Below are 20,804 nucleotides of genomic sequence, written 5' to 3' on the forward strand. Positions count from 1 at the left end.
CTACGCTGTGTTTACGAATGCCGCCTGCCTATGCCCGGCGTCGCGGCGGCCGTCTGGATGTCGAGGGGTGGCGTCATGTCCAGGGAGCAACGCGGGCCGAACGAGAAGCTCGGCGCCGTTCTCGCCCTCGCGGGAATCAGCAACGCCGGCCTGGCCCGGCGCGTCAACGACCTCGGTGCGCAGCGCGGGCTGACGCTTCGGTACGACAAGACCTCGGTGGCCCGCTGGGTCTCCAAGGGGATGGTGCCGCAGGGCGCCGCGCCGCACCTGATCGCCGCCGCGATCGGGCAGAAGCTGGGCCGGCCCGTGCCCCTGCACGAGATCGGGCTGGCGGACGCCGACCCGGCGCCCGAGGTGGGCCTCGCCTTCCCCCGGGACGTCGGCGAGGCCGTCCGCGCCGCCACCGACCTCTACCGGCTCGACCTCGCCGGGCGGCGGGCCGGCGGGGGCGGGATCTGGCAGTCGCTGGCCGGTTCCTTCTCGGTCAGCGCCTACGCGACCCCGGCCTCCCGGTGGCTGATCACCCCCGCCGACCCGTCGGTGGAGCGGGAGGCGGGACGCCCGGGGGGCGGCGGTCCCGGGCCGGGGCCGGCCGAGTCCGGGGAGCACGTGCGCGTGGGGCACAGCGACGTCGCCAAGCTCCGGGAGGCCGCCGAGGACGCGCGCAGGTGGGACTCCAAGTACGGCGGCGGGGACTGGCGGTCCTCGATGGTGCCCGAGTGCCTGAGGGTGGACGCGGCGCCGCTGCTGCTCGGCTCGTACTCGGACGAGGTCGGCCGGGCCCTCTTCGGCGCTACCTCCGAGCTGACCCGGCTCGCCGGGTGGATGGCCTTCGACACCGGGCAGCAGGAGGCCGCCCAGCGGTACTACATCCAGGCGCTGCGGCTCGCCCGGGCCGCCGCCGACGTGCCGCTCGGCGGCTACGTGCTCGCCTCGATGTCCCTCCAGGCCACCTACCGGGGCTTCGCCGACGAGGGGGTGGACCTCGCCCAGGCCGCGCTGGAGCGGAACCGGGGGCTCGCCACCGCCCGCACCATGTCCTTCTTCCGGCTCGTCGAGGCCCGGGCGCACGCCAAGGCCGGCGACGGGCCCGCGGCGGCGGCGGCGCTGAAGTCCGCCGAGGGGTGGCTGGAGCGCGCCCGGGAGGGCGACGCCGATCCGACGTGGCTCGGCTTCTACTCGTACGACCGGTTCTGCGCGGACGCCGCCGAGTGCTACCGGGACCTGCGGATGCCGCGGGAGGTGCGGCGCTTCACCGAGCAGGCGCTGTCGCGGCCGACGGAGGAGTTCGTCCGCTCGCACGGACTGCGGCTCGTCGTCTCGGCCGTCGCCGAACTGGAGTCCGGCAACCTCGACGCGGCGTGCGCGGCGGGCACGCGCGCGGTGGAGGTGGCCGGCCGGATCTCCTCCGCGCGGACCACGGAGTACGTGCGGGACCTGCTCCACCGCCTGGAGCCGTACGGGCACGAGCCCCGGGTCATGGAACTGCGGGAGCGGGCCCGGCCCCTCCTCGTCGCCCCGGCGTGACGGGCGGGGACCCGAGGGGGCGCGCGCGGGCGGGCGCGGCCCGTGACGGGGGCGCGGCCCGTCGCGGGGGCGTGCGCGGGAGCGTGACGCGCGTCCCACGACGTGGGCGTTTAACGGGGTTGTCAGTGGGCCAGTGCACTATCAGGGGTGGGAGGTGGCGCTGGTGTTTGACTGTGACGTGCTGGTGATCGGCGGCGGGATCGTCGGTCTGTCGACGGCGTACGCGCTCCAGCGCGCCGCCCCCGGCACCCGCGTCGCCGTCCTGGAGAAGGAGGAGGGCCCGGCGCGCCACCAGACCGGGCGCAACAGCGGGGTCATCCACAGCGGCATCTACTACCGGCCCGGCTCCCTGAAGGCGCGGTTCGCCGTCGAGGGCGCGGCCGAAATGGTCAAGTTCTGCGCGGAGTGGGACATTCCGCACGAGGTGACGGGCAAGCTCGTCGTCGCCACCGAGCGCGAGGAGCTGCCCCGCCTCCACGCGCTGGTCCAGCGCGGCAGGGAGAACGGCATTCCGGTGCGCGAGCTCGGCCCGTCGCAGATCACCGAGTACGAGCCCCGGGTGCGGGGCCTCGCCGCGATCCACGTCGGCACGACCGGCATCGTCGACTACAAGGCGGTCGCGCGCCGGCTCGCCGACTCCTCCGGCGCGGAGATCCTCTACGGCGCGGAGGTCACGGCGATCGACCGGCGCCCGTGGGGCGTCGCCGTGCGCACCGCCGACCAGCGGATCCTGCGCGGCAAGGTGCTGGTGAACTGCGCGGGACTGCACTGCGACCGGATCGCGCGGCTCGCCGGCGACGACCCGGGCATGCGGATCGTCCCCTTCCGGGGCGAGTACTACGAGCTGGCCGACCCCTCGCTGGTGCGGGGCCTGGTCTATCCGGTGCCGGACCCCGCCTTCCCGTTCCTCGGGGTGCACCTCACCCGGGGCATCGACGGCGGCGTCCACATCGGGCCGAACGCGGTGCCGGCGCTCGCCCGCGAGGGCTACGACTGGGGCGTCGTCCGCCCCGGCGAGCTCGGCGGCACGCTCGCGTGGCCCGGCTCCTGGACCATCGCGCGCCGCCACTGGCGGTACGGCGCGGGCGAACTGCGGCGCTCCCTGTCGAAGCGGGCCTTCACGGAGGCGGTGCGCCGGCTGCTGCCCGGGATCGACGAGTCCGACCTGCGGCCGGCGGCCGCGGGGGTCCGGGCCCAGGCGGTGCTGCGGGACGGGACTCTGGTGGACGACTTCCTCATCCGCGAGGCGGCCCGCACCGTCCACGTCCTCAACGCCCCCTCCCCCGCCGCGACCGCGTCCCTCCCCATCGGCCGGGAGATCGCCCGCCGGGCCCTGACCCTGCTGTAGCCGCCGGGCGCGGACCGCGGCGGTGGGGCCGCGGGCCCGTACCATGGGCGGCATTGTGTCTGAGCAGCATGAGAACCGCACCGAGTCCGTCGCCCGCCGGGGCAGCCGCATGTTCGCGCCCGGTGAAGGGCCCTCGCCCGACCCCGCGGGGGCGCACTTCGAGCGCCGGATCCGCAGTTTCCAGCCGCGCCGCAGCCGGGTGACGGCCGGACAGGCCGAGGCCATGCTGAAGCGGTGGCCTGACTGGGGCCTGGACATCGACGGCAAGCGGGTGCTGGACCTGCGGGAGCTGTTCGGCGGACTGCCCGTGGTGATGGAGATCGGCTTCGGGATGGGCGAGGCGACCGCGCAGATGGCCGCCGCCGACCCCGGCACCGGCATCCTCGCCGTCGACGTGCACACGCCCGGCCAGGGCAACCTCCTCGGCCTCGCCGACCGGGGCGGGCTCTCCAACATCCGGGTCGCCAACGGCGACGCGATCATCCTGCTGCGCGAGATGCTCGACCCGGCCGCCCTCGACGGCTGCCGCGTCTACTTCCCGGACCCGTGGCCGAAGAAGCGGCACCACAAGCGGCGCCTCATCCAGCCCGAGTTCCTGACCCTGCTCGCGACCCGGCTGAAGCCGGGCGGGGTGCTGCACTGCGCCACGGACTGGGAGCCGTACGCGGAGCAGATGCTGGAGGTGCTGTCCGCGCACCCCGACTTCGAGAACACCGCCCCCGACGGCGGCTACGCCCCCCGCCCCGACTTCCGGCCCCTCACCCGCTTCGAGGGCCAGGGCCTGGACAAGGGCCACGTCGTGCACGACCTGCTCTTCCGCCGGAAGTAGACCTGCTCCTCCGCCGGAATCAACGGATCTGGGGGGAAGTCCATCGCCCCTGTCGGTGGCGGTCGCTAGGGTCGAGGCGTGTCCTCACCCCTGCCGCCGTCCACGCCGTCCGAGCCGTTCGCGCCGCCGGTCACCGCCTCCCTGCCCGCGCAGGCCGGGCCGCCGGCGGTCGAGAGCCACGTCCCGGTCCGTGACGGGGACGAGCCGTCGTTCGCCGTGGCCGCCGACCGGAGCCAGTGGCGGTACCGGCCCCGGAAGGCCTTCTGGCGGAGCCGGATCGTGCGGGCCGTCGCCCTGGTCACGCTCCTCGCGCTGTGCGCCCTGGTGATCCTGGCGCTGGTGCGCGAGCAGACCGGCACGGAGGGCTTCCTCGTCGGCCTGGGGCTCGCGGTGTTCCCCGTACCGCTGCTCATGGCGGCGTTCCGCTGGCTCGACCGGGTCGAGCCTGGGCCGTGGAAGAACCTGCTGTTCGCCTTCGCGTGGGGCGCGTTCGCCGCCGCCCTGGTCGCGATCCTCGCCAACACCTTCGCCGTCCGCTGGATCGCCACCGCGACCGCCGACCCGGCCTCGGCCGACGACCTGGGCGCCACCGTGATCGCCCCGGTGGTGGAGGAGTCCGCGAAGGCCGCCGCGATCCTGCTGCTGTTCCTCTTCCGGCGGCGGGACTTCCGGAGCCTGGTCGACGGCGTGGTGATCGCCGGCTTCACCTCGACCGGCTTCGCCTTCACCGAGAACATCCTCTACCTCGGCACCGCCTTCGGGGAGGACCAGGACACCGGCGACGGCGGCATCGGCGCGGTCACCGCCGGCACCTTCTTCGTCCGGGTCGTGATGTCGCCGTTCGCGCACCCGCTCTTCACCGTGCTCACCGGCATCGGCTTCGGCCTGGCCGCGCTCGCCCCGCGCGGCAGGCGGCGCAGACCGCGCAAGGTGCTGCTGCCGCTCGCCGGGCTGCTGCTCGCGATGGGCGTCCACGCGCTGTGGAACGGCTCGGCGACCTTCGGCGGCCCGCTCGCCTTCTACGCCGTGTACGCGGTCTTCATGGTGCCGGCCTTCGGACTGCTGACCTGGCTCGCCGTGTGGAGCCGGCAGAAGGAGCTGCGCACCATCGCCGGGGTGCTCCCGGCGTACGCGGCGGCGGGCTGGCTCTCCCCGGAGGAGCCGCTGGCGCTCTCCTCGATGCGGGCCCGCCGCACCGCGCGCGCGGTGGCGTCCCGTACGTACGGCAAGGCGGGGGCGCGGGCGGTCGGGGAGTACGAGTCCTTCGCCACGACCCTCGCCTTCCTGCGCGAGCGGGCCCGCCGGGGCACGGTCCCGGTGCCGGACTTCGCCGCGCGGGAGCAGGAGCTGCTGCACCACCTGTGGGAGCGCCGGGCGACGGCCTCGCCCGCGCTGTCGTACGCGGCGCGGGCGACGGGCCGGGTGTGGGTGCCGCCGCAGTACCTCGACTACGCCGGCTACAACCCGTACAAGGGCTGACCCCGGGTCTCAGGCCGTCTCGGACGCGGCCGTCAGGCGGGCCAGCTCGGCTTCGGTGAGCGTGAGGTCCGCGACCGCGACGAGCGCGGGCAGCTGCTCGACCGTGCGGGCCGAGGCGATCGGCGCGACGACGGTGGGGCGGGAGGCGAGCCAGGCGAGGGCGACGGTCGCGGGCTCGGCGCCGTGGGCCTCGGCGACCTCGTCGAGGGCGGCGAGCACGGCCTGGCCGCGGGCGGTCTCGGCGAGCGGGGAGGCGCCGCGGGCGCGGACGCTCTCGACGGTCCGGCCGGGCCGGTACTTGCCGGTGAGGAAGCCGGAGGCGAGGCCGTAGTACGGGACGGCGGCGAGGCCCGTCCCGGCGGCGGTGTCGAGGAGCGGGCCCTCGTACGTGGCGCGCGAGACGAGGTTGTACTGGGGCTGGAGCGCCACGTACCGCGCGAGGCCCTCGGCCTCGGCGAAGTCGAGGGAGGCCCGCAGCCGCTCGGGGGAGATGTTGGAGGCGGCGACGGCCCGCACCTTGCCGTCCCGCACGAGCTGGTCGAGGGCGGTGACGATCTCCTCCACCGGCACGGACTCGTCGTCGAAGTGGGTGTAGTAGAGGTCGATGTGGTCGGTGCCGAGGCGGCGCAGGGACTCCTCCGCACCGGCCTTGATGGTGGGGGCGCTCAGGCCCTTGAAGCGGGAGTGGCCGCCGACCTTGGTGGCGACGACGATGTCGGAGCGGTTGCCGCGGGAGGCCAGCCAGCGGCCGATGATCGTCTCGGACTCCCCGCCCTCGTTGCCCTCGACCCACTCGGAATAGACATCGGCGGTATCCACGAAATTGCCGCCCGCGGCCGCGTAGGCGTCGAGGACGGCGAAGGACCGCTCCTCGTCGGCGCTCCAGCCGAAGACGTTGCCGCCGAGGGCGAGCGGGAAGACGCGCAGGTCGGAAGTGCCCAGCGGGCGCAGGGGTGAGGTCATGACGACCCCAACCACCTGCGCCGCCGGGCGTATTCCGGTCGGGGAGCCTGAACCCCGGCCGGAAGAACTCCACGGTTCGGGGTCAGACGGACAGGCCCTTGGAACGCAGCCACTCCGCCGGGTCGATGCCCGAGCCGTCGGGGGTGTGGACCTCCATGTGGAGGTGCGGGCCGGTGACGTTGCCGGTGGCGCCGACGCGGCCGATGGTCTCGCCGGTGGTGACGGTCTGGCCGGCGGCGACGGTCATCGAGGAGAGGTGGCAGTACCAGACCTCGGTGCCGTCCTCCAGCTCCAGGACGATGCGGTAGCCGTACGAGCCGGACCAGCCCGCCGACTTGATCGTGCCGCCGTGCACCGCCTTGAGCGGGGTGCCGGTGGGCGCGGCGAAGTCGAGGCCGGTGTGGTAGCCGGAGGACCACATCGAACCGGACTGCATGTAGGTCGAGGTGAGCGTGTACGAGGAGAGCGGCATGGAGTAGCTGGCGGCCAGCTTGGCGAGCCGCTCGGCCTCCGCCTTCTCGGCGGCGATGCGCTCGGCCTCGGCCTTCTCGGCGGCGAGCCGCTCCGCCTCCGCCTTGGCCTTCGCCTCGGCCTCGGCCTTCGCGGCGGCGTCCGCCTGGGCCTTGGCGTCGGCGGCGGCCTTCTCCGCGGCGGCCTTCTCGGCGGCCAGCTTCTCGGCGGCGACGGCGGCCTGCTGCTGCTGTTCGGCCTGCTGGAGGATGCGGGCGCGCAGGGCCTCGCCGGCGTCGGCGGCGGAGGCGGTGCGCTCCTCCGTGGCGGTGGCCGCGCCGGCGGCGGTGTCGGCCGGGGCGTTGTACGTGATCGAGGTCAGCGGCTTCGCGGCGGCGCCGCCCGCCGCGACCGGCGCGGAGTCCCGCGCCGGGGCGGTCTCCTCGTCGTCGCCGAGGAGGTCGCCGAAGCCCGGCAGGTCGTGGGCGTCCGGCAGGCCCAGGTCGGGGAGGTCCGGGAGCGAGATCGCGACCGGGGGCTTCTCCTGCGCGGTGGCGAGGCCGCCCGCGCCGACGGCGGCGATGACGCCGACGCCGAGGACGGTGGAGGAGCGGGCGAAGTTGGAGCGCTGCTTCACGACGCGGTGCCGGCCGCCGGAGCGGTTCTCGGCGCGCAGGGAGCCCTCGGTCGGGTTCCACTCGCCGGGCGCGGGGGTGAAGGAGGCGGTGTCGTACGCGTCCGGCGCGAAGCCGTCCGGGTCGTCCGCTCCGACGGCACCCGGGCCGCCGAACGGTTCGAAGGGGGCACCGGGTACGGGGGTGTTGGACGCCACGGAGGCGCGCTCCTTTCCTTCCTTCTCGCCTACCGGGTTAGCTGACGGGTTCGGAGCAGGAAGGTCTCCTACGGGCGTGTTCGCACGGGGGGTGTGCGAGGGGCCCGATTCACCCCAAGGGTTGGTTCCCCGGTTCCCTTGCGGGATTCGGCGCGTGCGCACGGAGCCGTCTCTTGCGACGGCTGGGACGACCGCGCTGCGTTATCGAACGTTAATAGACACGACGGTCCGATTCCAAGCCGTTCCCCTTGATCATTCATTGAATTGGCAGGAATTCGCCCGAGTTGAGCCCCCTTCAGTGAGGCACGGCCAAACCCGCCGGATCTGACGTTATGTCAATTGTTATCTCTGCGGCACCTGGTGACCACACACGGTGACGGCGCTCTCCCGGGCCCCGGTCAGTGGGGCGCCGGCCCCGGCGGCACCACCGGCATCGTCCGCCGCCGCTCCGGCGCCCCGGCCGCCGGCCGGCTCACCGCGAGCAGCGCCATGTCGTCCGTCGAACCGCCGCCGGTGTGCCGCCGCACGTCGTCCACGAGCGCGTCGAGCAGCTCCTCCGGCCCCGGGAAGACCGCCCCCGCGAGCCGGGCCGCCGGATCGTAGAAGACGCCGTGCCCGTCCCGCGCCTCCGACAGGCCGTCCGTGTAGAAGAGCAGCGTCGCGCCCGGCGGGTACGGCCGCTCGTCGGCCCGGTCCGGCCAGACCGACAGCTCCCCCATCCCGAGCGGCAGCGCCGGCTCGGCCGGCTCGGCCGCCTCCAGGCGCCCGTCCCCGTACAGCAGCAGCGGCGGCGGGTGCCCCCGGTTCACGATCCGTACGACCCCGCCCTCGCGCGGGACCTCGGCGATCACCGCCGTCGTGAACCCCTCGAAGGCGTCGAGCCCCTCGCGCCGGGTCCCCTCCCGCGTGAGGGCCCGCTCGAGCCGCTGCGCCACCCCCTCCAGGGTCGCCTCCTGCTCGGCGGCCTCCCGGAAGGAGCCGATGACCACGGCCACCGCCTCCACCGCGTCCATCCCCTTGCCCCGCACGTCCCCGACCACCAGGCGCACCCCGTAGGGGGTGTCCTGCACCGCGAACAGGTCGCCGCCGATGAACGCGTCCGCCTGCGCCGCCTCGTACCGCGCCGCGCACTGCAGCCCCGCGATCCGCTCCGCCGGCATCGGCAGCACCGCCCGCTGCGCCGCCTCCGCGATCACCCGCGCCGAGGCGAGCCGCTCCCCGCTGCGCCGCACCACCAGGTTGACCAGCATCGCCAGCGCCGAGACGGTCACCACCGTCAGGGTCTCGGTGAGCGAGGGCACGTCGGAGAGCGTCCGGTTGTAGGCGTGCAGCCCGACCGATGCGAGGATCGCCGCGATCCCGGTCAGCAGGGTCGTGAGCCGGGAGAAGAACGGCGCGGCGATCAGCGGGGCGGCGGAGAAGAGCGGCGCCGCCGTGTAGGCGGGTGGGGTGAGCAGGTCGAAGACCACCCCGCCCACGATGATCAGCGGCGGCAGCGCCCGCAGGAACCTCCGGGCGGCCCCGTAGGGGGCCGACGAGGGTTGCGGCTCGCGCCCGTAGAGCCCCTGGGGCACGGCGGAGCGGACGGCGCGACCGCCGGGCCGCTCGCCCCGCCGCCCACCGCCCGCCGCTCCCCGAGGCTGCGCCACCTGAGTACTCCTGACCGGTCGGGGCCCGCCACCGGGCCGTGCGGGCCGGGCCGGGACCCGCGACCGCACACCCTCCAGGGTCCCCGCCCCGGCGCCGGGCGGCGACCGGCGGGGGGCCGACCGGCGTACGCGAGCGGCGCGCGGACGGGTCCGGCGCCGTGGCCGCCCCCGCTCACTCCGTACGGAGCCGCCCGCCCCTCCCCAGCGCCGCGACCGCCGCCGCGCAGCCCAGGCCGACGGCGCAGAGCGCCAGCCACGGCACCGCCGTCCAGCCCGTGACGTCGAGCAGCACGCCCGTACCGAGGTTCCCGAGGGTGATGCCGATCCCGCACACGGTGTTGTAGAGCCCGTAGTGGGTGGCCACCCAGCGCCCCCGGGAGAGGGCGACGACGGTGTCCATCTCGTACGGGTAGAGCACCGCGTTCGCCACCGCGAGGACCGCCGCGCACAGCAGCAGCGCCGGCGTGCCCCGGCCGAGCGCGGCCGGCAGCAGGAAGGCGCCGCCCATCAGCGCCAGGCCGAGGACGAGGCTCCGCTCGCGGGAGAGCCGGGCCGCGCACCAGGCGGTGATCCGCAGCTGCCCGGTGAGCGCGACGAGCGCGGAGACCACGAAGAGCGCGGTCGTCACGCCCGTGCCGCCCGCCGCGAGCGGCAGCGCCAGGTAGACCTGGAAGGAGAGGACGTACGAGCCGGTCATGGCGAGCGAGAAGAGCCAGAAGACCCGGTTGCCGAGGACGGTGCGCAGCTGGCCCCGGGTCCCGCCGTCCCCGCCGTCCCCGCCGTCCTTCCGCGGCGGCCGGCCGCCGCCCGCCGAGGCGGGCAGGTGCCGCAGCTGGACGAGGGTCAGCCCCAGGAAGAGCAGGGCCGCGACCAGGCACGTCAGCCGGAACGACACCCCGGTGAGCGCCACCCCGGCCAGCGGGCCGAGCAGGATGCCCGCCTGGTAGTAGGCGTTGAACAGCGCGAAGGCCTCCACCCGGCGCTCCTCCCCCGCCTCCGCCGCCAGGCACGCGCGGACGGCCGGGTTGAAGAGCGCGCCCGCGAGGCCGGTGGCGAGCGAGGCGGCGATCAGGAACGGCAGCGACTGGGCGAAGGCGAGCGCCCCGAAGCCGACGGTCCGCAGCGCGCAGCCGGCCACGATGAGCGGCTTGAAGCCGAGCCGGTCGGCGAGCGCCCCGCCGACGAGGAACATGCCCTGCTGGGAGAGGTTCCGGACGCCGAGGACGAGCCCGACCGCCCAGGCCGCCATGCCGAGCCCGCCGGACAGATGGGCGGCCAGGTAGGGCATCAGCATGTAGAAGCCGAGGTTGATGGTGAGCTGGTTGAGGAAGAGGAGCCGGACGGCCGGGTCGAAGCTGCGGCTCCGCTTCCACGGCCCGCCGGACGGCGGGACGGTCCCGGCCGTGGTGCCCGTGGTGGTGCTCAACGCGCCGCCCCCGCCCACCGGTCGGCCGCCGTCCGGTCCAGGACCCTGCGGGTCCAGGCCTCGACGCCCTCCGGCCCCGCGTAGGCGGCCGGTTCGTCGCGCACGGGTCCGTCGAGGAGGCCGTGGGCGGCGCAGTACGCGTCGTTGAAGACGGTGTCGAAGTAGCGCTGCGGGCCGTCGGGGAAGACGGCCGCGATCCGGGTCCCCCGCGGGCGGGTGCGGGCCAGCCAGCCGGCCACGAGGGCGACCGCGCCGACGCTCCAGCCGCCGGTGGCGTACTGGCGGGCGGCGAGCCTGCGGGCCGAACGGACCGCCTCGGCGGGGGCCACCCAGTGGACCTCGTCGAAGGCCGCGTGGTCGACGTTGGCCGGGTGGATGGAGGAGCCGAGCCCGCGCATCAGCCGCTCCCCGGCGGGCAGTCCGAAGACGGTGGAGCGGATCGAGTCGACGCCGACGAGCTCCAGGGCGGGGCTGCTGGTGGCGCGCAGCGCGCGGGCGATGCCGGCCGAGTGGCCGCCGGTGCCGACCGCGCAGACGAGGACGTCGATCCGGTCGAGCTGTCCGGAGAGTTCGGCGGCGAGCCCGGCGTAGGCGGCGGGGTTGTCGGGGTTGCCGTACTGGTCGGGCCACCAGGCGCCGTCGAGATGGGCGAGGAGTTCGGCGACCCGGTCCTTGCGGGCCTGCTGCCAGCCACCGTGCGGGTGCGGCTCGGTGACGGCGTGGACGGTGGCGCCGTGGGCGACGAGCATCCGCTCGACGATCGGCTCGAGACCGGGGTCGGTGACCACGTGCACCGGGTGCCCGTGGAGCACTCCGGCGAGGGCGAGGCCGAGCCCGAGGGTGCCGGAGGTCGACTCGACGATCGGGGCGCCGGGCCGCAGGTCGCCCCGGCGGCGGGCCTCCTCGACCATGTGGAGCGCCGGGCGGTCCTTGATGCCGCCGGCGTTGAAGCCTTCGAGCTTGGCCCAGTAGCCGTCGTCGGTCCACAGCACGGGCGTGTTGCCGACGGTGGGGTGCGCGGGGGAGAGCAGGGGGGTCTGCGGAGGCATGGCTGTGTCCTCGGAGTGGGTGGTGCGCGGTGCGCGGTGCGCGGGAAGGGAGGGGCCGGGCCGTCGCGGGAGGCGACGGGGCGGTCTCAGTTCCGGTCCACTCCGAGGGAGATGAGGAGCCGTCCGGGCTCGGGGCAGGGCCCCGCCCGGGTGCGCGCGTGCCGGAGCCGCGCCGACGCGGGCGGCGGGGCGGCGTGCCCGGCGGCGACGGCCGCGCCGGGTCCCGGCGGGTCGAGCTGCGGGGCGGCGGCCGTCTGCGCGGGGAGCGGCAGCTCGGCGGAGTGCCCGCCGCCGTCCTCCCCGCAGCCGTGCGGGTCGGCCCCGTGGGCGGGGCCGACGACGGCGACGGCCGCGCCGGTCGCCGGATGCCCCGGCGGGGCGGGTTTCGGGTGGCCGGGGGCTCCGTGGCAGAGCCCCGCGAAGAGCGCGAGGAACGCGAGGAGCAGCAGGAGGACGGGCGCCCGTCCTCCTGCTGCTCCTCGTCCGGCCGTCACGCTCTCGTCACCCATGGCGCTCGTGACGTTACTTTCCGCGTTCGCTCCCGCGCAAAGAGGCGGGCGCGGACCGGTACGGTTTCGGCCGCCCTTCACTTCGGGCACCGGGGGCGGCGCGGGTCACTTCGGGCGCGGGGGCGGCGCCGGCCTCACAGGTTCCGCTCGGCCCACACCGTCAGGGCGTCCCGCACCAGGACGGCGGTGCCCTCGCCGTGCTTGTCGTAGTTCTTGGTGAACCTGGGGTCGTCCACGTACATCCGGCCGAGCCCGATCAGGTACTCCTTCGTCGGCGTGGTGGTGACCGACAGCCACTCGTACTGCCTCCGGGCCAGCGCCTGCACCTCGTCGCTGTCCGCCGCGAGCCCGGCCGCGGCGGCGGCGCCGAAGTCGCGGGCGATGCCGGCCTGCGTCTCCATGAACTCCTTCTTCTCGGCCTCGCCGAGCGACCGCCACCAGCGGTCGCCCCGCTCGTACGCCTCGCGGCCCCACCGTTCGGTGGCCTCCGCCTCGTACGCCGTGTGGTCGAAGCCGTCGAAGACTTCCTCGGCCATGAGCCGTTCTCCTCTCTCGGTCTTGTGGAGAGTGGTCCGTACGGCCTCGATCTGCCGCCCGATGCGCTCGCGCTCCTGCTGGAGGAGGGCCAGATGCGTGCGCAGGGCGGCCGAGGTGTCCCGCTGGCCTTCGAGGACCTCGGCGATGGCGGGCAGCGAGAGCCCGAGCTCGCGCAGCAGCAGGATCCGCTGCAGCCGGACGAGCGCCGCCTGGTCGTAGTACCGGTAACCGTTCGCACCGATCCGGCTCGGTTCCAGCAGCCCCAGCTCGCCGTAGTGGCGGAGCGTGCGGCTGGTGGTGCCGGCCTTCCTGGCGATCTCCTGGATCGACCACTCCATGCCGAGAACGGTAGAACTTGACGTTGCGTAAAGGTCAACCCGGAACCGGGCGCCCGAAACCGGCGGGTCCGGGAACGGCGAGTCCGAAACCGGCGCGCCGGGAACAGTGGGCCGGGAACAGTGGGTCCGGGAACGCCGAAGGCCCGGATCGTCTGGAGACGATCCGGGCCTTCGGGCTACTGAGTAGCGGGGACAGGATTTGAACCTGCGACCTCTGGGTTATGAGCCCAGCGAGCTACCGAGCTGCTCCACCCCGCGTCGGTGAATATGACCTTACGGCATGGGCGGCGGAAAGCGAAATCGGTTCCTCAGCAGCCGCAGTCCTCGGCGCCGACCGGGGCCGTCAGCGGGTCCGCGGCCCGCCGCGCCGGACCCTCCCAGGTCTCGTACGCGAAGCCCTCGCGCGCCCAGTACTCGAAGCCGCCGAGCATCTCCTTCACCTGGAAGCCCAGCTCGGCGAGGGCGAGCGCCGCGCGCGTGGCGCCGTTGCAGCCGGGGCCCCAGCAGTACGTGACGACCGGCACGGCCCTGTCGAGGAGCCGCTCCGCCTGCTCGGGGACGAGCGCGGTGGGGAGGTGGACGGCCCCGGGGACGTGCCCCTGGTCCCAGGAGGCGGTCGAGCGGGTGTCGATCACCACGAAGCCGGGGTCGGTCCCGTTGGTCCGGGCGGTGGCCAGGGCGGAGGCCACGTCGGAGACGTCCGCGTGGAAGGCGAGGCTGGCGGAGAAGTAGGCGGCCGCGGCGGCGGGCGGGGCCGGCGGGGTGCGCAGTACGGGGTTGACCTGGGTGCCTGTCGTCGTCATGGTGATCAATCTACGGATGGTGATCAGCGCACTGAAGGGACGTTCCACGGCCCTCACGACTCTCGGCCGGGGAAACCCTGGCGATGCGCTCCGGACGGCGTGGATCTCACGGGCCGAGACCGGTGGGAGCGGCGGGAGCGGCGGGAGCGGCGGGAGCCGTACGCGCGGGGAGCGGCCCGAGCCGTACGCGCGGCCCACGCGCGCGTGCCGCCCTCGTCCCGCTGTCACACCCGTGGATCCTGATCCGTCATGAAGGCATGACGGGACGCGAAGGGGGAGACCGACGGATGGACGACAGCACGGTGGAGCGGGCCGGAAAGGGCGAGTCCGGAAAGGGCGGGCCCGGGAAGGGCGAGTCCGGAAAGGGCGGACCCGGAGAGGGCGGGTCCGGCACGGACGCGCTGGCGCGCCGCTTCGACGCCGACCGCGGACACCTGCGGGCCGTCGCCTACCGCATGCTCGGCTCGCTCAGCGAGGCGGAGGACGCGGTCCAGGAGACCTGGTTCAAGCTCAGCCGCACCGACGTGAGCGGGGTCGCCAACCTCACCGGCTGGCTCACCACGGTCATCGGCCGGGTCTGCCTGGACATGCTGCGCTCGCGCGGCTCCCGCCGCGAGGACCCGCTCGACCACTTCGTCCCCGACCCGGTCGTGCACGTCCCCGGCGCCGGCGACCCGGAGCACGCCGCCGAACTGACCGAGTCGGTCGGCCTCGCGCTCCTCATCGTGCTGGAGACCCTCGCCCCGGCCGAGCGGCTCGCCTTCGTGCTGCACGACATGTTCGCCGTCTCCTTCGACGAGATCGCGCGGATCGTGGACCGCACGCCGGCGGCGACCCGGCAGCTGGCCAGCCGGGCGCGGCGCCGCGTCCAGGACGCCGACCCGGGGCCCGGCCCCGACGCGCGCCGCCAGCGGGAGATCGCCGACGCCTTCCTCGCCGCCTCCCAGGGCGGCGACTTCGAGGGGCTGCTCGCCGTCCTCGACCCGGACGCGGTGCTGCGCGCCGACGGCGGGGTGCTCCTGGCCGGCACCTCCAAGGTGGTCCGCGGCGCCGAGGCGATCATCCGGCAGGCCGTCATGTACGCGAGCTTCCGCAAGGCGTCGTTGCCGATCGTCGTCAACGGCCGGCCGGCCGTCCTGTCGGTCGTCGACGGCAAGCCGACCGCGCTCATGGCCTTCACCATCGTCGGCGAGCGCATCGTCCAGCTGCACGTCCTGGCCGACCCGGACCGCGTCGCCGCCCTGGGCATCCCCCAGGAGGCCCTGGACCGCGCCGTCTACCCGGACTGACCCGCCGGGGGCGCGGACTCCCGCGACCGCGTCAGCCGGCGGCCACGCGGCGCTTCAGCAGCGACGCGCCGAGGGCCAGGGAGGCGGCGCCGCTGGCGAGCCCGAGGACGGCGCCCGCGGCCACGTCGCCGGGGTAGTGGACCCCGGTGTGGACGCGGGAGTAGCCGACCGCCGAGGCGAGCAGCCCCAGCGGCACCGCCGCGGGCGGCAGCGCCACGCCCGCGGCGGTGGCGAAGGCGACCGCGGAGGCGGTGTGGCCGGACGGGAAGGAGGCCGACTCCGGCATCGGGACGTGCCGGCCCGCGACCACCCGGGCCGCCTCCCGGTCCGGGCGCGGCCGGCGGACCAGCCGCTTGCCGAGGACGTTCGCCGAGGCGGAGGCGATCGCGATCGCGCCGACGCCCGCGAGCGCCGCGCGGCGCGGCCGGCCCGGGAAGAGGGCGAGGGCGGCGGCGACGGCGAAGGAGATCTTCGAGTGGTCGGCGGCGTTCGACAGCCGGCGCAGGCCCACGTCCAGGGCGGGCGTCGGCGTGGCGGCCACCGCCGCGTACACGGCGCCGTCCACGGCCCGCAGGTCGTGCAGCACGGCCCTGCCGGTGAAGACCGCGGCCCGCGACCGGTCCCGCAGCCGCCCCGGCCCGGCCGCCGGGGCGGTGGACGCGTCCCGCCGCCCCTCACCGGGCCCGGGGCCGGCCTCGTACGTGCTCTCGTCACTCATGCGCCACTCCTGTAGGGGTCTTCGGACGGGGTCCTCGGACGGTTCGAAGGGCCGGAACCGTACTGGTCCGGGAAGGCGAGCCGGATGATCCGCCGCCAGTCCAACGGCGGGGGCGGCGGAACCACTCCCGGCCGGGCGCGCGGAACCAGCACCCGCAGGGCGCCCGGCCGCAGTTCGCACACGACCGGGGTGGGCAGGACGAGCGCCTCCCCGTCCACGGCCACCGGCACGGTCCCCTCCGCCTTCGGCACGCCGGCGTTGGTGACCCCTCCGTGGACTTCGACGCGCCGCGCGGTCAGGACGTTGAGCGCGGTGGACTGGGTGCCGAGCACGGCCAGTTCGGCGGCGTGCGCCGCACCGTCCACCCGGATGCCGACGACCCCGAGCCTCCCGCTGTCCAGACGGGTGCGGTGCCCGGCGCCCGCGCCGAACGGATCGGGCGCGGCGTACGGGTTGTTGCTCACCAGGATCGCCTGCTGGCCCGGCAGCCGGGTGGCGTCGGCGGTCGCGTCGAGGCGGTCGCCCAGGCCGCCCCGGAGCAGGTCGGGCAGCACCTCGAACGCGGTCTCCGCCTTGGCGTCGCGGTACTCCGGCCGCTGCACCACGTCCGCGTACACCCCGAAGGAGACGGTGTTGACGAACGGCCGGCCGGCGACGTCGCCGAGGTCGACGCGGAGCTCCTCGCCGTCGGTGAGCGCCTCCAGGCAGGCCGCCGGGTCGTTCCGGTCGAGTCCGAGGTCCATGGCGAAGTGGTTGCGGGTGCCGGCGGAGACCACCAGGAACGGCAGGTCGTGCTCGGCGGCGACCGCCGCGACCAGGGCCTGGGTGCCGTCGCCGCCCGCGACCCCGAGCAGGTCCGCGCCGTCCGCGACGGCCTTCCTGGCGAGCGCCGTGACGTCGGCGGGGGCGGACGGGTCGAGCAGCACGACCCGGGCGCCCAGCCGTTCGGCCTTGCCGACGAGGCCGAAGCGCCCGACCTTCCCGCCGCCGGACTTCGGGTTCATGATCAGTACGGCGTTCCGGGGCCGGGCGGCGGCCACGGCCGGCGCGGGCCCGTCGGGCACCTCGCCCGGCTTGCGCAGCGCGGTCCGCGCACACCCCAGGGCGACGCCCCACAGCCCGAGGGCGGCCAGCGCGAAGACCCACAGCCCGCCGACCACGTACAGCACGAGCACCGCGACCGGCGCCCCCACCAGCAGCACCGCCCCCGCGACCCGCAGCGGCCCCCGGTGCGCGACGAACCACCACAGCCCCACGGCCCCCGCCACGAGCCCCACCACCCCGCTGAGCAGCACCAGCAGCCCGCCGCCCCTCAGCGCCAGCAGCAGCACGACCACCGCCGCCCCCGCCGCGGCCAGCGCCCACCGCGCCAGGTCCCGCGCCGCGTCCGCGGCCCTCCGGGCACCCCCACCCGAACCGCCGTCCCACCACCGCGTGTCCCCGGTCACCGACCCCACCTCCGTCCTTCCCAGACTCCCCCAGGCTGCCCCGGGTCACCCCGTGGAAGCAGCCGTTCGACGGAAGATCATCACGCCGGTGACACCGGGTCAGGCACGAACCCGCACCATGAGACACGGATCACCCCGCGACACCTCCCGCCCCCGCCCCCCGCTACGGAGAACGACGAAGCGCCCCGGCCGGGGGTTCCGGCGGGGCGCTTCGGGTGTCGGTAGGCCGTGTGGGACTCGAACCCACAACCAATGGATTAAAAGTCCACTGCTCTGCCAATTGAGCTAACGGCCCGTGTGCGAGCACTCCGTGCAGCATAGCGGGACGGGCCCGGGGAACCGATCGGGTATCGGATCCCGCCGCGCCGCGCCCCGGGCGGGGGCGCGGCGCGGGGTGGTCAGAAGAGGGCGCGGAAGGTGTTCCAGCCGCCGGTGCCGATGAGCTCGCGGGGGGCGAAGGGGGCGGTGGTGCGGCCCTGGGCGTAGCTGTAGTAGGCGTGGAGGCGGCCGGAGGAGTCGCGGGCGACGAGGTCGCCGTCGCCGTCGCCGTCGAGGTCGCCGACGCCCTGGAGGGCGGTGTACGCCTGCCAGCCGCCGCCGACCCGCACGCGCGCGGTGACGCCGCCGGACGGGGTGCCGTAGTAGGACCAGAGGACGCCCGCGGCGTCGACGCCGAGGAGGTCGCCGCGGCCGTCGCCGTCGAGGTCACCCGCACCGGTGATCCGCTTGTAGAGCCTCCAGTCGACGCCGATCCTGAGGCGGGACTTGAGGCGGTGGTCGGCGGTGCCGGCGTAGAAGTACATGTCGCCGGTGGTGGTCTGGCGCGCGATCAGGTCGGCGTACCCGTCGCCGTTGACGTCGCCGGGCGAGGTCAGCACGTCGTACTGGGCCCAGCCGGCGCCGATGGCGGTGTACGGCGAGGAGGCCGTCACGACCTTGCCGCAGCCCGGCCGGTAGGCGCGCAGTTCGTTCCCGACGCGGCCGAGGACGTCGGCGCAGCTGTCCGCGTTCACGTCGCCGAAGGGCACGAGGAGGGTGCCGGAAGGGAAGGCCGCGCCGGAGGCGGTGGTGCGGGCGGAGAGGCCGCCGAGGCCGTTGCCGCGGTAGAGCGAGACGGCCCCGGCCGTGTCGACGGCGAGGAGGTCTCCCTGGGCGTCGTTCCCCGCGAGGTCGCGGAAGGCGGGCCGGCTGCCGGAGACCGTGAACGAGCCGGAGGCGTACAGGTCGCGGCCCTTGCCGTCGGCGGTGAGGGCGCGCACCTCCCAGACGTACCGCCCGTTCGGCACGGGCACGCCCGCCGCGTCCCGCCCGTCCCAGGCGAGGGCGATCCGCCCGCGCGTCTCCGCCCCCCGGTAGGTCCGCACGGGCTTGAAGCTGTACCCGTTCAGCACCCTCGCCTCGTAGGACGAGGCGGGCTTGGACAGCGTCCAGGACGCCTGCCAGCTCCCCGGCATCCGCAGCCCGGCCGGGACGGAGGCGGAGGCGGCGGTCAGGTCGGAGGCGGGCACGTCGGTCCAGACGGCGTGCACCCGCTGGTCGGCGCTCCGGTAGGCCACGGCACCGCCGAAGCGGTCGACGGTCCAGGTGACGCGGCGTTCGCCGGTGACGGGCGCCGCGGCGTCGAGGAGGCCGGTCCGGGCCTGCCCGGCGCGGACGTCGGTGACGCGCAGCCTGCTGCCGCCCGGCTCGCGGTCCACGACGTAGCCGTCGCCGAGCAGGACCCCGCTCGGCGCCCTGGTGCCGAGGTCGGTCTTCGTCCGGGTGCGGAGGTCGTGGACGCCCTGCCGGCCGTCGGCGCACGTCCAGTACAGCCAGCGGCCGGCGGCCGCCTGGTACTCGGTCACGGGGCACGGGGCGACGCCGGTGAGCTTGCCGAGGTCCTTGCCGGTGGCGAGGTCGGTCCGGGCGACCTCGCCGGTCACGGCCGTCGTGGTGAAGAGGGTGTCGCCCCAGACGGCCGCGGCCGTCCGCGTCAGGCGGTGCGGGATCTGGGTGCCGCCGGCGGGTGCGTCGAGGTCGACGACGAGGGTCCGGGTGTCGCCCTGGAAGACCGCCCACCGCCCGAAGGCGTCGGCGATCTGCCCGCGGGCCTCCCCGGTCGGCACCCGGGTCACCTGGCCCGATGCCTTCCGGGCGACGACCTGCCAGGTGCCGGCGTCCTTCGCGAGGTGGACGGTCCGGCCGTCGCCGCTGTCGAGGAGCGGGGTGCCCGGGTCCACGCCCTGCGTCCCGGTGCCGAGCCGGACCGGCTTCGACTGGCCGGTGTGCAGCGGGCCGACGGGCAGGGACCGCTCGGCGAAGCCTCGGCCGGCCGCGCCGCCGTCCTCCAGGGTGGAGAGCCGTCCGGCGCCGAGCGCCAGGGACTCCACGGCGGCGGGCACCGGCGGCACGGGCGCGGCGAGCTTCTCCAGGAGCGGCGTGCCGTCCTTGCCGGGCACCACCTTGAGCAGCGACCAGTCGGTCGCGCCGGTGCCGCCGACGACGGCGGCGGCGTCCCCGCCGGCCTGGTTGATCTCGGCCTGGGCCCGCTGGAGGAGCGTCACCTCCGGCTTGTCCGGGTGGAGGGCGACGATCCGCCGCCGCAGCGCCGCGTCCGCGCCCTGGGCCTGGCCGGCGGCGAGCACCCACTCGCCGACGAGACCGATCCGGCCGCCGCCGTCGAGGCCGTCGGGGAGCGGGAAGGTGCGCTCCGCGCCGGACGGGTCGGTGCGGAGGCGGACGTGCACGGTGCGGGCGGCGTCCACCCAGGCGAGCCGGTCCGCGCTGAGGGCGACGGGCGCGAGTCCGCCGCCGCTGCCGGTGGGCGTGGTCGCCCGCACGGCGGTGACCTGACCGGTCCCGAGGTCGACGAGGCCCAGCCGGGTGAAGGTGTACGGGTCCTCGCCGGCCGTCGCGAAGCGGATGACCGCGGTGGACCCGTCGCCCGCGACGAGCCGTGCGGTGGACAGGTCCGCGTCGCCGGGCCAGCCGGTGACGGCGGTCGGGGTGCCGGCGGGCGCGGCGGCGGACACCAGCTGGAAGCCGGCCCCCTTGCGGAGGAGCACGGTCCCGCCGAGGAGACCCGCGTAGGTGGTGTCCGACGGCAGGGTGAAGGCCCGCTGGACGCCGGTGGCGAGGTCGCGGACCGCGTACGTGCCCGGGGCCGGCTCCAGGTACGCGTACCGGCCGCCGATCCCGGCCTCGCCGAACCACTCGTGCGCCGCGTACCCGAGCCGGGTGTCGGTGCCGCTCGCGAAGTCCGTCCACACCAGCGGGTCGTCGGTGAGGTCGCTCCCGTCCTCGGTCGCGTGCGCGTAGCCGGACGCCGAGACGGAGGTGACGACCTCGCCCCGGGGCACGGCCCGCCAGTCCGGATCGATGTCCAGCTGGTCGATGCCGACCACCGGCGCCCCGGGCGCGGCGAGCGCGACGGGCGCGGTGACGGGCGCGAGCCCCGCCCCGGCGGCCGCCAGGACGGCGGCGAGCAGGACGACGCGCGCGCGGGAGCGTGGCGCGGATGCGGTGCGGTACAAGGAGGCCCCTCCCCGGGAGGTGATCCATCGGTGCGACAGGACATGGACACCGGACGGGCGAGCGTATCCCGCGTCCATGTACGAGACGGGCCCGGCCC

At 75.4% G+C, this 20,804-nt stretch carries 16 protein-coding genes, 2 tRNA genes and 1 riboswitch; of the genes, 5 read left to right on the forward strand and 13 right to left on the reverse strand.

The genetic code is table 11. The features are described from left to right. Positions 1-75 precede the first annotated feature (75 nt). The 4 genes from ACF1ED_RS28640 to ACF1ED_RS28655 all read left to right on the forward strand — a co-directional run bounded on the left by ACF1ED_RS28640 (position 76) and on the right by ACF1ED_RS28655 (position 5,183). Positions 76-1,527 carry an MFS transporter gene (locus ACF1ED_RS28640; protein WP_391765287.1) on the forward strand — a complete coding sequence of 484 codons (1,452 nt, stop codon included), beginning with the start codon at positions 76-78 and terminating at the stop codon, positions 1,525-1,527. Positions 1,528-1,690: 163 nt separating this feature from the next. Further along, entirely contained in the window at positions 1,691-2,875 is a 1,185-nt protein-coding gene (lhgO, locus tag ACF1ED_RS28645; RefSeq protein ID WP_391765289.1) for an L-2-hydroxyglutarate oxidase, read from the forward strand. Between the two features lie 109 nt (positions 2,876-2,984). Then, complete coding sequence (trmB, locus tag ACF1ED_RS28650; protein ID WP_391765606.1) at positions 2,985-3,704, forward strand: tRNA (guanosine(46)-N7)-methyltransferase TrmB; 720 nt, start codon at positions 2,985-2,987, stop codon at positions 3,702-3,704. Positions 3,705-3,845: 141 nt separating this feature from the next. Continuing rightward, positions 3,846-5,183 carry a PrsW family intramembrane metalloprotease gene (locus ACF1ED_RS28655; protein ID WP_391765608.1) on the forward strand — a complete coding sequence of 446 codons (1,338 nt, stop codon included), beginning with the start codon at positions 3,846-3,848 and terminating at the stop codon, positions 5,181-5,183. 9 nt (positions 5,184-5,192) lie between these two features. Here ACF1ED_RS28655 and ACF1ED_RS28660 read toward each other — a convergent pair whose 3' ends face one another. The 9 genes from ACF1ED_RS28660 to ACF1ED_RS28700 form a co-directional block, all read right to left on the reverse strand. Beyond that, on the reverse strand, positions 5,193-6,146 hold the full coding sequence (locus ACF1ED_RS28660; RefSeq protein ID WP_391765290.1) for an aldo/keto reductase: 954 nt from the start codon (positions 6,144-6,146) through the stop codon (positions 5,193-5,195). Between the two features lie 82 nt (positions 6,147-6,228). Beyond that, positions 6,229-7,428 (reverse strand): M23 family metallopeptidase, encoded by a 1,200-nt coding sequence (locus ACF1ED_RS28665; protein ID WP_391765292.1) that lies wholly within the window; start codon positions 7,426-7,428, stop codon positions 6,229-6,231. An 11-nt stretch (positions 7,429-7,439) separates the two neighbouring features. Further along, positions 7,440-7,591: riboswitch (cyclic di-AMP (ydaO/yuaA leader) on the reverse strand. Positions 7,592-7,826: 235 nt separating this feature from the next. Then, the gene (locus ACF1ED_RS28670) at positions 7,827-9,077 is read right to left on the reverse strand and encodes a PP2C family protein-serine/threonine phosphatase (protein WP_391765294.1); all 1,251 of its coding nucleotides are present in this window, start codon (positions 9,075-9,077) and stop codon (positions 7,827-7,829) included. Positions 9,078-9,249: 172 nt separating this feature from the next. Beyond that, on the reverse strand, positions 9,250-10,503 hold the full coding sequence (locus ACF1ED_RS28675; protein WP_391765296.1) for an MFS transporter: 1,254 nt from the start codon (positions 10,501-10,503) through the stop codon (positions 9,250-9,252). Continuing rightward, positions 10,500-11,552, reverse strand: a complete 1,053-nt coding sequence (locus tag ACF1ED_RS28680) for a PLP-dependent cysteine synthase family protein (RefSeq protein ID WP_391765298.1) — start codon at positions 11,550-11,552, stop codon at positions 10,500-10,502. Before ACF1ED_RS28680 ends, ACF1ED_RS28675 begins: the two co-directional genes overlap by 4 nt. Before the next feature lie 86 nt (positions 11,553-11,638). Next, positions 11,639-12,061, reverse strand: coding sequence for a hypothetical protein (locus tag ACF1ED_RS28685; protein ID WP_391765300.1), 423 nt, complete (start codon positions 12,059-12,061; stop codon positions 11,639-11,641). A gap of 134 nt (positions 12,062-12,195) precedes the next feature. Next, positions 12,196-12,936, reverse strand: a complete 741-nt coding sequence (locus ACF1ED_RS28690) for a MerR family transcriptional regulator (RefSeq protein WP_391765302.1) — start codon at positions 12,934-12,936, stop codon at positions 12,196-12,198. Between the two features lie 184 nt (positions 12,937-13,120). Further along, positions 13,121-13,194, reverse strand: a tRNA-Met gene (locus tag ACF1ED_RS28695). Positions 13,195-13,244: 50 nt separating this feature from the next. After that, a complete protein-coding gene (locus ACF1ED_RS28700; protein WP_391765304.1) occupies positions 13,245-13,739 on the reverse strand; it encodes a rhodanese-like domain-containing protein in 495 nt (164 codons plus the stop codon). A gap of 287 nt (positions 13,740-14,026) precedes the next feature. Between ACF1ED_RS28700 and ACF1ED_RS28705 the strand changes: the two genes are divergently transcribed. After that, on the forward strand, positions 14,027-15,028 hold the full coding sequence (locus ACF1ED_RS28705; protein ID WP_391765306.1) for a sigma-70 family RNA polymerase sigma factor: 1,002 nt from the start codon (positions 14,027-14,029) through the stop codon (positions 15,026-15,028). Positions 15,029-15,059: 31 nt separating this feature from the next. On the opposite strand, the gene ACF1ED_RS28710 is transcribed toward ACF1ED_RS28705, so the two are convergent. From ACF1ED_RS28710 to ACF1ED_RS28725, 4 genes are all read right to left on the reverse strand, one after another. Continuing rightward, positions 15,060-15,746 (reverse strand): phosphatase PAP2 family protein, encoded by a 687-nt coding sequence (locus tag ACF1ED_RS28710; RefSeq protein WP_391765308.1) that lies wholly within the window; start codon positions 15,744-15,746, stop codon positions 15,060-15,062. After that, a complete protein-coding gene (locus ACF1ED_RS28715; protein WP_391765310.1) occupies positions 15,743-17,194 on the reverse strand; it encodes a diacylglycerol/lipid kinase family protein in 1,452 nt (483 codons plus the stop codon). The genes ACF1ED_RS28710 and ACF1ED_RS28715 overlap by 4 nt, the downstream gene beginning before the upstream one ends. A 222-nt stretch (positions 17,195-17,416) precedes the next feature. After that, positions 17,417-17,489, reverse strand: a tRNA-Lys gene (locus ACF1ED_RS28720). A 103-nt stretch (positions 17,490-17,592) separates the two neighbouring features. Continuing rightward, positions 17,593-20,706, reverse strand: a complete 3,114-nt coding sequence (locus tag ACF1ED_RS28725) for a FlgD immunoglobulin-like domain containing protein (RefSeq protein WP_391765312.1) — start codon at positions 20,704-20,706, stop codon at positions 17,593-17,595. Positions 20,707-20,804: the final 98 nt, after the last annotated feature.

Origin of the sequence: Streptomyces sp. NPDC014656 (genome assembly GCF_043084305.1) — a bacterium.
Taxonomy (GTDB): Bacteria; Actinomycetota; Actinomycetes; order Streptomycetales; family Streptomycetaceae; genus Streptomyces.

Coding starts and splice junctions, on each gene's coding strand:
- ACF1ED_RS28705 (WP_391765306.1), top strand. CDS start 14,027: ATGGACGACAGCACGGTGGAGCGGGCCGGAAAGGGCGAGTCCGGAAAG.
- ACF1ED_RS28680 (WP_391765298.1), bottom strand. CDS start 11,552: ATGCCTCCGCAGACCCCCCTGCTCTCCCCCGCGCACCCCACCGTCGGC.
- ACF1ED_RS28710 (WP_391765308.1), bottom strand. CDS start 15,746: ATGAGTGACGAGAGCACGTACGAGGCCGGCCCCGGGCCCGGTGAGGGG.
- ACF1ED_RS28640 (WP_391765287.1), top strand. CDS start 76: ATGTCCAGGGAGCAACGCGGGCCGAACGAGAAGCTCGGCGCCGTTCTC.
- ACF1ED_RS28660 (WP_391765290.1), bottom strand. CDS start 6,146: ATGACCTCACCCCTGCGCCCGCTGGGCACTTCCGACCTGCGCGTCTTC.
- ACF1ED_RS28690 (WP_391765302.1), bottom strand. CDS start 12,936: ATGGAGTGGTCGATCCAGGAGATCGCCAGGAAGGCCGGCACCACCAGC.
- ACF1ED_RS28700 (WP_391765304.1), bottom strand. CDS start 13,739: ATGACGACGACAGGCACCCAGGTCAACCCCGTACTGCGCACCCCGCCG.
- ACF1ED_RS28685 (WP_391765300.1), bottom strand. CDS start 12,061: ATGGGTGACGAGAGCGTGACGGCCGGACGAGGAGCAGCAGGAGGACGG.
- trmB (WP_391765606.1), top strand. CDS start 2,985: ATGTTCGCGCCCGGTGAAGGGCCCTCGCCCGACCCCGCGGGGGCGCAC.